This is a genomic window from Shimia gijangensis, assembly GCF_900142085.1.
Classification (GTDB): Bacteria; Pseudomonadota; Alphaproteobacteria; order Rhodobacterales; family Rhodobacteraceae; genus Shimia; species Shimia gijangensis.
Genome location: NZ_FQZQ01000025.1, coordinates 46473 through 57730 on the forward strand (window position 1 = coordinate 46473; position 11258 = coordinate 57730).

Annotated in this window: 8 protein-coding genes; 5 read left to right on the forward strand and 3 right to left on the reverse strand. The window is 53.3% G+C overall.

Annotated elements, in window-relative coordinates; all coding sequences use genetic code 11:
- Positions 1–1476 carry a carboxypeptidase M32 gene (locus BUC32_RS17300; RefSeq protein WP_073255903.1) on the forward strand — a complete coding sequence of 492 codons (1476 nt, stop codon included), beginning with the start codon at positions 1–3 and terminating at the stop codon, positions 1474–1476.
- A 235-nt stretch (positions 1477–1711) separates the two neighbouring features.
- Here the strand turns inward: BUC32_RS17300 and gyrA are convergent, their stop codons facing one another.
- Positions 1712–4399, reverse strand: coding sequence for a DNA gyrase subunit A (gyrA, locus tag BUC32_RS17310; RefSeq protein WP_407695254.1), 2688 nt, complete (start codon positions 4397–4399; stop codon positions 1712–1714).
- Positions 4400–4620: 221 nt separating this feature from the next.
- A complete protein-coding gene (locus tag BUC32_RS17315; RefSeq protein WP_073255949.1) occupies positions 4621–5562 on the reverse strand; it encodes a radical SAM protein in 942 nt (313 codons plus the stop codon).
- 175 nt (positions 5563–5737) lie between these two features.
- Between BUC32_RS17315 and zwf the strand changes: the two genes are divergently transcribed.
- From zwf to BUC32_RS20460, 4 genes are all read left to right on the forward strand, one after another.
- Positions 5738–7183: a glucose-6-phosphate dehydrogenase gene (zwf, locus tag BUC32_RS17320; RefSeq protein WP_073255912.1), complete on the forward strand. Its 1446-nt coding sequence runs from the start codon at positions 5738–5740 to the stop codon at positions 7181–7183.
- A complete protein-coding gene (gene pgl / locus BUC32_RS17325) occupies positions 7180–7851 on the forward strand; it encodes a 6-phosphogluconolactonase (protein WP_073255914.1) in 672 nt (223 codons plus the stop codon). Before zwf ends, pgl begins: the two co-directional genes overlap by 4 nt.
- A 3-nt stretch (positions 7852–7854) precedes the next feature.
- A complete protein-coding gene (pgi, locus tag BUC32_RS17330) occupies positions 7855–9468 on the forward strand; it encodes a glucose-6-phosphate isomerase (RefSeq protein ID WP_073255917.1) in 1614 nt (537 codons plus the stop codon).
- 273 nt (positions 9469–9741) lie between these two features.
- The gene (locus BUC32_RS20460) at positions 9742–10164 is read left to right on the forward strand and encodes a hypothetical protein (RefSeq protein WP_139280768.1); all 423 of its coding nucleotides are present in this window, start codon (positions 9742–9744) and stop codon (positions 10162–10164) included.
- A gap of 396 nt (positions 10165–10560) precedes the next feature.
- On the opposite strand, the gene BUC32_RS17350 is transcribed toward BUC32_RS20460, so the two are convergent.
- Positions 10561–11100 carry a hypothetical protein gene (locus BUC32_RS17350; RefSeq protein ID WP_139280769.1) on the reverse strand — a complete coding sequence of 180 codons (540 nt, stop codon included), beginning with the start codon at positions 11098–11100 and terminating at the stop codon, positions 10561–10563.
- Positions 11101–11258: the final 158 nt, after the last annotated feature.

Genomic DNA, 11258 nt, shown 5'->3' on the forward strand with positions numbered 1-11258 from the left:
ATGAGTGCATATGATGATTTGATGGCGTTCCAGCAGACCACCGAAGCGTTGGGACAGGTCGCTGGGCGTTTGGGCTGGGATCAGGAAACCATGATGCCACGCGAGGCCGCACCACAACGGGCAGAAGAGATGGCGGCGATGGAAAGCGTGCTGCATGCACGCCGCACGGATGCGCGTGTGGGAAGTTGGCTGAACGAAATCGATGACACGACACTTGATGAGGTCGGGCAAGCGCAGATGCGCCTGATCCGCCGGTCTTATACGCGCACGATAAAAGTTCCCGCAGACCTTGCCGCAGAGATTGCCAAGGTCACCAGCCGTGCGCAGGGACAGTGGGCTCAGGCCCGCGCGGATGAGGATGTGGCGGCGTTCTTGCCCGTGCTGGAAGAGGTTGTCGGCCTTAAGCGTCAGGAAGGTCAGGCGTTGGCCAATGGCGGCGATGTTTATGACGCGATGGTGGATGACTACGAGCCTGACATGACGGCCCTTGATCTTGGCGCGATGTTTGATGCGATGCGCCCACGTCTGGTGGCGTTGAGGGCGGCCGTTCTGGAGGCAGAGGCGCCGCAGGCCGTTTCAGGAGAATTTCCGCCAGACAAACAGATGAAGCTGACCCGGAAACTTGCCAAGACCTTTGGCTATGACATGTCCAAGGGTCGGGTCGACAAAGCCGTGCATCCTTTCTCTTCCGGGTCTGGCCATGACGTGCGGATCACCACACGGACCAGCGACGATGATCCCTTCAATTGTTTTTACTCAACAATTCACGAAGTTGGCCACGGGTGTTACGAACAAAATATTGATGACGCCTATCTGTTGACCCCGATGGGCTGTGGCGTGTCGATGGGCGTGCATGAAAGCCAAAGCCGGATATATGAAAACCAGCTTGGACGTTCCAGGGCCTTTACCGGCTGGCTGTTTAACGAAATGACCGAGGTTTTTGGCGACTTTGGCATTCCGGATGCAGAGGCTTTTTATGGCACTGTGAACCGGGTGCATGATGGCTATATCCGCACCGAAGCGGATGAGGTGCAATACAATCTGCACATCATGCTACGGTTTGATCTTGAGCGTGCATTGATGGCCGGGGATTTGGCAGCTGATGATCTGGAAGCCGCGTGGAATGACCGGTTTCTGGCGGACTTTGGTTATGCTGTCGACAAGCCATCAAATGGATGTTTGCAGGACGTGCATTGGTCCGTCGGCCTGTTTGGATATTTTCCGACTTATTCGCTGGGCAATGTCTATGCAGGTTGTTTGAACGAAGCCCTGCGCAAATCGGTGCCGAATTTGGACGGGCAGTTGGCTTTAGGGGATACCGAGGCCGCGACCGGATGGCTCAAAGACAACCTTCAGCAATTCGGCGGGCTTAGAAATCCACGTGACACGATTTTGCACGCAAGCGATCTAGAGCCTTCGCCCGAGCCATTGTTGGCGTATCTGGAAGAAAAGTTTTCGCAGTTATATGGACTTTGAGCCCAAATAACGCGCCATAGAACGGATCAGCGTTTTTCGTACGCGTTGGTGACCCGTTCTATTGCACTGGCGTAACGTTCACTTGACGCAATGAGCCGTTCTTGATTTTCCGCAATGTGCTGGTTGATTTCAACGATCTTGATGTTTGCAGCCGGGACGTTGCGATTGCGAAAGATCGCAATGATGAACACGATAGAAGTCACCAACAATGTGATAACTAAGATGGCTTAGAAGTTCATTCTTCTGACGCCTCTACTTCCTCTTCGCTTTGCTCGGCAATACGGGCGACCGAGACCACCTCTTCATTTTTACCTGTGTTGAAGACTTTGACGCCGCCTGCGCTGCGTGAGCGGAACGAAATACCCTCGACCGGCACGCGGATCGACTGACCCTTGGAGGTGGCGAGCATGATCTGATCGTCGATTTCGACAGGGAATGAGGCGACAAGTTCTCCGCCGCGCATGGCTTTGTCCATTGCAGCAACGCCCATACCACCACGTCCGCGAACGGGATAGTCGTGCGATGATGAAAGCTTGCCTGCGCCGCCCGACGTGATCGTCAGGATCAGGTTTTCAGCGGCTGACATTTCAGCGTAGTCGAATTCGACCGATGCGCTGGTCGATTCTTCTTCGTCAGTGCCTTCTACATCATCAGTGAGACCAGCCATTGCACGGCGCATTTTGAGATAGGCGGTGCGCTGTTCGGGTGAGTATTTCGAATGTCGAATAATCGACATCGAAACAACTTCGTCTTTGCCAGATAGCCTGATGCCGCGTACGCCAACTGAAGAGCGGCTATTGAAAACGCGTGTCTCGGTTGTGGGGAAGCGGATGGCGCGTCCGGAGTTGGTCACCAACATGACGTCATCATCATCCGAACAGATACGCGCGTTGATCAGCTTGGTGTCGGCATGATCGTCTTCGAACTTCATCGCGATTTTTCCGTTGGATTTCACATTTGTGAAGTCTGACAGGCGGTTACGGCGTACAGTTCCTGCGGATGTGGCAAAGACTATTTGTAAATCGGCCCAGTCGTCTTCGGGAACATCGACAGGCATGATTGCGGCAATCGAAACACCCGTCGGAATCGGCAGGATGTTGACGATGGCCTTGCCTTTCGCAGTGCGACCGCCTTGGGGCAGGCGCCATGTTTTCAGCTTGTAAGCCATGCCGTCTGTTGTGAAGAACAACAACTGAGTATGGGTATTGGCCACGAAAAGGGTGGTGACCACGTCCTCTTCTTTTGTCTGCATACCAGACAGGCCTTTGCCACCACGTTTTTGGGCGCGGAAATCGGCCAATGGCGTGCGTTTGATATAGCCGCCGGATGTGACCGTCACAACCATGTCTTCACGCTCGATCAGGTCTTCGTCTTCCATATCGCCAGACCAGTCGACGATTTCGGTACGGCGCGGCACGGCGAATTTTTCGCGAACCTCGGCCAGCTCATCGGTGATGATCCCCATGATCCGGTCGCGTGATCCAAGAATCTCAAGGTATTCCTTGATCTTACCGGCCAATTCTTCAAGTTCACCAGTGACCTCTTTGACGCCAATCTGCGTAAGGCGCTGCAGGCGCAATTCGAGGATTGCACGGGCCTGAGTTTCGGACAGGTTATAGGTGCCGTCGTCATTGGCGGTATGGGTCGGATCATCGATCAGGGCAATATATTGCAGGATCGGTTGGGCTGGCCAGCGTCGCGTCATCAGCTTTTCGCGGGCTTCGGCGGCATCTTGTGACTGGCGGATTGTGGTGACAATTTCGTCGATGTTGGTCACAGCCACGGCCAGACCACACAAGATGTGGCTGCGCTCACGGGCTTTGCGCAATTCAAATGCCGTACGACGGGCGACAACTTCTTCACGGAAATCAATGAACGATGTCAGGAAGCGGCGCAGAGTGAGCTGTTCCGGTCGGCCTCCGTTCAAAGCCAGCATGTTACAGCCAAAATAGGTCTGCATTGGTGTAAAGCGGAACAATTGGTTCAACACGACTTCGGCAGTGGCATCGCGTTTCAGTTCCACAACCACGCGCACTCCGTTGCGGTCAGATTCATCCTGAACGTGGGCGACGCCTTCGATTTTTTTGTCGCGCACCTGCTCGGCAATCTTTTCGATCATCGAGGCTTTGTTCACCTGATAGGGAATCTCGTCGATGACAATTGCATAGCGATCTTTGCGAATTTCTTCGATGCGGGTTTTTGAGCGGATAATGACGCTGCCACGGCCCTCAATATAGGCTTTGCGCGCGCCTGTGCGACCCAGCATGATGCCGCCAGTCGGGAAGTCAGGCCCGGGCACGTATTCGATCAGTTGTTCTGTCGTGAGGTCAGGTTCTTCGATCAGAGCCAGCGTGGCATCAACCACTTCGCCAAGGTTATGCGGCGGAATATTGGTCGCCATACCAACAGCAATGCCGCCAGCCCCATTGACCAGCATATTTGGGAAGCGCGATGGCAGAACCGTTGGTTCTTTGTCTTTGCCATCATAGTTATCCTGAAAGTCGACCGTATCTTTTTCGATGTCAGCCAGCACAAAGGCGGCCGGTTTGTCCATCCGTACTTCGGTATAGCGCATCGCGGCGGGGTTATCGCCATCCATCGAGCCAAAGTTGCCTTGACCATCCAGCAGAGGCAGGGACATCGAGAAGTCCTGAGCCATCCGCACCAAGGCGTCATAGATCGCGCTGTCGCCATGTGGGTGGTATTTACCCATAACATCACCCACTGGGCGGGCTGACTTACGATATGATTTATCGTGGGAGTTTCCGGTCTCATGCATAGCGTAAAGAATACGCCGATGAACCGGTTTCAGACCGTCCCGAAGGTCAGGAATCGCACGGCTCACGATCACGCTCATGGCGTAATCGAGATAGGAAGTGCGCATCTCGTCTTCGATGGTCACAGAAGGTCCGTCGTGAACCATGTATTCGCGGACGGTTTCTTCTTCGTTTTCAGGGGTTTCTGGCGTGTCGCTCACGTAGGGGCTCGCTTCTGTCTGGCGGTCTTTATTTAGTTGTGGTTGTTATATCAGCCACATCATTTAGGGGCAATGGTGCGTTAAGTTATTTAAGCGCGTTGCCCCTCTCATCGTCTTTCCTTGAACAGACCATGCTCACCCCAGAGTTCTTTGAAAAGTGAAGCCGATCAGGCAGAGCAGCTAGCGCGACCAAGAACGCAGAACTTTGCACAATGCGGGTGGTTGAGGGCCACGTCGCGCTCTGCGTCTTTCAAAGAGTGTCCAAGATCAAATTCAGGGACATAGGGCAAAAGCGTGCAGGCTATGACCGAAGGCAGTTCCGCGCCTTTGTGTTTCACCACCATTCGTGATGACGCGCACATCACGTCACGGGGGGATTTGTGAAGAATGCCCCAGCAGTCGGTAGTGATTTCGGGCACCTCGGCCAATTCGTCCATCTCAGGGAACAAGACAGTCTGGCTCGGATCCTGTGCTGATATGTCAAACCCATGTGTTGCATAAAGATCGGCATAGCCCGCGCGCGCTTCGTATTCAGTTTCACCCCAGACTGTTCGTCCAGCCACCGTCATTCGAATACCGTTGTTGTGCAACCACAGCATGCCCGCGATTGTGCGCGCAAAACTACCGCGGCCGCGTTCCGTTTCGTGTAGATCATCCCGCCAATGATCTACAGAAATTCTAAGCGTAAGTTTGTGGCCAAAACGCTGTTGCAGATCAAGAAGACCCTTTTGAACACGTGGGCGCATCATCGGTTGCATGGCATTGGTCAGCACAAGAACGTCATACCCGCGCTCAAGTGCCTGGGCGGTCATATCGATCATGTCGGGGTTCATAAAGGGTTCGCCGCCGGTAAATCCAATTTCACGTGGATTCCAATTGCGCTCTTCGAGTTGATCCAGGTAGAGCGACACTTCGACCGTGCTCAGATACACTAGGGCATCATTGGTCGGAGATGACAGAATATAACAATTCTCACACTCGATATTGCAAAGCGTACCGGTGTTGAACCAAAGCGTTTCCGGATTGCCAAATGGAACGCGGGCGCGTAACTCACCCGACGCCGTGACATAGGGGTCTGAGAATTTTCCGGGGATACTTTGATCTTTCATGCGCGCCATCCTGTTTCGGACATTGCTAACGGACCATAAAAGGTCAGAAAACCCGTATTGTGGCGACTGACACAGTTGTGATGCGCACTTGCAGTGATAGTATCGGAATGGTAGTGCTTGCGTTAGCGCTAACATTTTCCGGAATACTCCGGTTGAGACAGTGACACGACACGGCATGGAGACCCGCATGGCTGAGATCGAAGCATTTGACCTGGTTGTGTTTGGCGGCACAGGTGATCTCGCGCGGCGCAAGATTTTACCGGCCCTGTTCAAGAGGTTTTGCGCGGGGCAGATGCCGTCACCTTCCCGATTGATAGGCGCGGCGCGATCGAAAATGTCCGCAGCGGAATATTGTGATTTCGTGCGTGCAGCGCTGCGTGAGTTTTGCGATGCCGCTGATGGGCGTGAGGTCGATCAGTTTCTGGAACATATTGATTATGTGACGCTTGATGCGATGGGAGATCAAGGTTGGCAAAAGCTCGCTGATAAAATTGGTACACAAACTGTTCGGGCTTTCTATTTTTCGGTGGGGCCCAGCCTGTTCAAGGAACTGGCAGAACGGCTTCACAAGTGGGAGCTGGTCGGGCCAGATAGCCGAATTGTCGTCGAAAAACCCTTTGGACGTGACCTTGAAACAGCCCGTGCTTTGAACCGCGTATTGTGTAGTCATTTCGATGAAAGCCAGATTTACAGGATTGACCACTATCTTGGAAAAGAAACCGTTCAGAACCTGATGGCTGTTAGGTTTGGCAATATGTTGTTCGAACCATTGTGGAATGCGCAATACATTGATCACATTCAGATAACAGTGGCCGAGACAGTGGGTGTGCACGGCCGTGAGGCTTATTACGAACGCGCAGGGGCGATGCGTGACATGGTGCAGAACCATCTGATGCAACTGCTGTGCCTGATTGCGATGGAGCCACCCGCCAAATTCGAACCGGACGCCGTGCGTGACGAAAAGCTGAAAGTCATCAGAGCGTTGGATACAGTAGAGCCGCATCATATTGTCCGTGGCCAGTACACGCAGGCTGACAATGTCCCCGGTTACCGCGAAGATGTTGGCAATCCGCGTTCCACCACCGAAAGCTTTGTCGCGCTGCGGTGTCAGCTTAGCAACTGGCGATGGGCAGGAACGCCGTTTTATTTGCGTACGGGCAAGCGTCTGAAGTCGCGGGATTCACAGATTACCGTTGTTTTCAAAGACGCGCCTCATTCCATTTTTGGCCCCGAAGCCGGGCGCCACAATAACGAGCTGACCATTCAGCTTCAGCCAAACGAAGGCATCACGCTCGATGTGACCATCAAGGAGCCGGGTCAGGGAGGGATGCGTTTGATGGACGTGCCCTTGGACATGAGTTTTGCCGAGGCTTTGGGGCCTGATGCAGACGCTCCGGATGCCTATGAGAGGCTGATAATGGATGTGATACGGGGAAATCAAACTCTGTTCATGCGCGATGATGAAGTTGAAGCGGCTTGGGCATGGACCGATCCGATAATCAAGGGATGGCAGGCGAGGGGTGACGTGCCAAAACCTTATGATGCATTTGACTTCGGACCAGATATGGCGGCACAGCTGATGCGCCGGGATGGTCGGGAATGGAGAGGAATAAAGGCATGAATTTTCTGAAGTATCCGGACTCGGAGATGATGGCGATGGATGTGGCCAACATGTTGGCAGACGAGCTTGGAGAAGCCCTGCATCACGAAGAGCGTATCTGTTTTGCGGTGCCAGGAGGGACCACGCCCGGACCAGTCTTCGACGACTTGTGTGCCGTGGATATTGATTGGTCGCGGGTGGATGTGGTGCCGACCGACGAACGTTGGGTTCCTGAGGATCATCCACGCTCGAATGCCCGCTTGATCAAAGAGAGACTCTTGGTCAACAAGGCGGCAAAGGCACGTTTTCTACCGCTGTGCGCAGCCCAGCATGCGCCGCAGGATGTTCTGGCCGAATTGGAATCGCAGATTGCATCAGAGTTGCCGATTGCTGTGGCGTTGATGGGAATGGGCGCGGATATGCACACGGCCTCGCTATTTCCCGGGGCGGCGGGGCTGGTCGAGGCTCTTGACCCGCACGCGCCAATTCTTGTGCCTGTCGCACGGGATGATCTGGAGGAACCGCGCGTGACATTTTCGGCGCGAGTTCTAAATGGTGCGTTGTCCAAGCATATATTGATCACGGGACAAGACAAACGGGATGCATTGCGTGCGTCTCGAAATCTACCTGTCGAAAAGGCACCTATTCAAGCCATTCTTGAAGCCGCAACAGTGCATTGGACCCCATAGATCATGTGGAATTCCCTTCAAGACTCTCGAAAGAAAACCGAAGAACGCAAAATCGCTGCCTTATTTGAGGATGCCAATCGCGCAACAGATTTTTCGATTCAGACGGATGGGCTTTTGCTGGATTACTCCAAGACCAATCTGGACACAGATCAACGTGCGGCGCTGATCGCGCTGACCAAGGACGTTGGACCCCGCCGGGACGCGATGTTTCGGGGAGAAAAGATCAACGAAACGGAAGGGCGCGCTGTTTTGCACACAGCTTTGCGTCAGCTCGAAGGTTCAACCACGGACGCAACCTTGGTTGTGGATGGAACCGATATTCTGGCCGAGGTCCGCGAAGTTTATGACAGGATGCGTGTCTTTGCGCACCATATCAGATCTGGTGCGTGGCAAGGCGAGGGGGGGCGCGTAACGGATGTGGTCAATATCGGCATCGGTGGGTCGGATCTTGGTCCGGCAATGGCCGTGTTGGCGCTTGCGCCCTACGCCGATGGTCCCAAATGCCATTTTGTATCAAATGTGGACGGCGCAGACCTGCAGGACACTTTGCAGGGGCTGAACCCGAAAACCACGTTGATTGTTGTTGCGTCCAAGACCTTTACGACCCAGGAAACTATGATGAATGCGCACACGGCGCTGCAGTGGATGCAAGGCGAATGCATCGATCCAATGCGTCAGTTCGTGGCAATTTCCTCAGCTTTGGATCAGACCAAAGTCTTTGGAATTGCAGATGAAAACGTCTTTGGATTTGGCAATTGGATTGGCGGGCGTTATTCTGTTTGGGGGCCGATTGGCTTGTCGCTGATGCTGGCGATTGGACCCGGGGGGTTTGCAGACTTCCTCAAAGGTGGTCTGGCGATGGATCAGCATTTTTCAAGCGCGCCACCCGAACAAAACATGCCGGTCCTGTTGGCCTTGGTTGGACTGTGGCATCACAAATTCTGTGGTTATGCGACCCGTGCCGTGATCCCCTACGAGCATCGTTTGCGTCGGCTTCCTGCCTATTTGCAGCAGCTTGAAATGGAATCCAACGGTAAAGGAGTGGGGCTGGACGGGAAGTCATTGCTTCATGGCGGTGGTCCTGTGGTCTGGGGAGAGCCTGGAACCAACGGGCAGCACGCATTTTTCCAACTTCTGCATCAGGGCTGTGACGTGGTGCCGGTCGAGTTCTTGATAGGCGCCAAAGGACATGAAGTTGATCTAACGCATCACCACGAGGCACTGGTCGCGAATTGTCTGGCGCAATCCGAAGCTCTGTTGCGGGGGAGAACATTAGGGAAAGCTCGCAACATGTTGAAAGATAATGTTTCTGATGGCGATGTGAACCGCCTTGCATCTCATAGAGTTTTCTCTGGAAATCGACCGTCGATCACGCTGGCTTATCCAAAACTTTCCCCATTTGTTTTGGGACAGATCATAGCGCTTTACGAGCATCGCGTTTTTGTTGAGGGTGTCGTACTTGGGTTGAATTCATTTGACCAATGGGGAGTCGAGCTGGGAAAAGAACTGGCCAGTGAGTTCATTCCGGCCGTTGCAGGCAAAAGTTCACCGGAAAACACCACGGCCTCGACCCAATCTTTGCTCGATTACGTACACGGGCACCGCAACGGGCGTTGAAGTCTGGTGTTGGGATATCGGCAAATTGAAGAAATTGGAGCGGGTAACGGGAGACTGTTCAATTTCCGTAAGTCCTTGTTCTTCAAGACCTAGCGTCCATGACTGAAAGTATAACAGGTACAACTAGGGATACTAGGATGACCTGTGGTCAACTAACCCCTTTGTTTCAGATCCAACCCTTTGACTCTATGACGAAAAATGAGTGGGGTTTAAGGGTGGGAGAGGAAACAATTTTGTGGGCTGCCTCAACTCTCCCTTGGCCCGAGCGCACTGGTGAGTTCCCTCACGCCAGCCGAACAAACGCTCAGTGTTGTTCTGCGGTTTTCGTTCTACGTTCTTCCTCAGGCAACCAAGGGCCTTGCCTTCGGTGCTGCTCAAGGACTTCGCTGGTGTGAACATCCAGCCATTCCCGATACATCCCTGCTTCCCAGTTCTGATCAAACCGGTTGGTCAGGGCTTGCTTCTCACCATCAGACAGGCTGCTTGGCCATGTCATCCCGTTTAGATGTAAAGAGCCTTTGTCTTGTCGTCCCTGAAGATACGAGGGTCGCCAGATTCCTTGGGGTGGATGATCCCAACGATCAAAACTTCATCTTGCATCTTCTTGGATTTGAAACGCTCTGGGACCTGATCATAAAACTCTTGGTTGTCGTTGAGAATGATTTCAGCGTTTTGGGGGAGGTCGTGACCCATTGATTTCCTTTTGATATTGCTTTGAGAAAAACTCGTGGAGTGCCTTCAGTCGGTAGAAAGACAAAGAGGCCGAGCAAATGCCCGCCCCCCTTTGCGTTGTGTTAGAGTTTTGGATTGTGGCCTCTTCATCGAATGAGGATTTCGACACCCGACAAGTACAGGCCGATGAGGATCAGGAGGGTCACTAGGTCCATCAGGAGTATTCCCCTGAGGCCAAGATATCCTTGTTGGCTTCGATGATTGCAGCAGCTTCAGGAGAAGGCTTCAAACCATAGGTGCCTATTGTGTCCAGATAGCGAAGACAGTGAGCGCGAATGTCCATCTCGGACTGCGGAATTGAGACAGAGCGAAGCAAACTCTCGAATGCTTCCCTCCGCAGAGTCTCAAGTGCCGAACTCATTACTCACCAGTGTACTTCGCATATAGACGGTCAAAGTGATCGACCACTTCAGCACCACTCAGGTGACCCAGAGCAGCGCCAGCCATCAACCCTCGGACCAACTTTGCGTCAGCCGAAGTTCCGGTGTCGTGGACTTCTCGCAGGAACTCCATGCGCTCCATCCCGAGGTCGTCGCCAACTTCCAGCGCGTTGTAGACGTTCTGGTTGCCAGCATCAGTGATCTGGGCGAATTGCTCTCGCATGATACCTTCGCCAATCCCGTGGTTACTCAGAGCCTTCTCAAGGGATGCTTCGGTGAGTTCACCGTTCTCGACAAAATCAGCAGCGAAGTCGTTCAGGGTTTCGAGGCCCTTGCCTTCGGTCTGCATGTTCCAGCTTTCGACAATTAGGTCAGTGCCATCCAGAGCTTCTTTGGTGTCGTTTTGAACGGCATTATCCACCATATCTTCTGGCGACATTTGCTGTTGCTGTTGGGGTACCACTTGTTCACTCGGGTTTTGCCCGAGCAGACCCATAGACTTGGCAGTAGCAACATCCATCTGCATACCTGAGATGGTGACGATATCGGTGTCGTGATAACTGGCATTGCCAACTTCGACAGGGTGTCCGTCGTCAGAGTTTTTGGAACCAAGAGCGGCGTAAACTAAGAGAGTGTTCGGCTCATCTGGTTGGTTTGATTATGCGGCACGTTGACTGT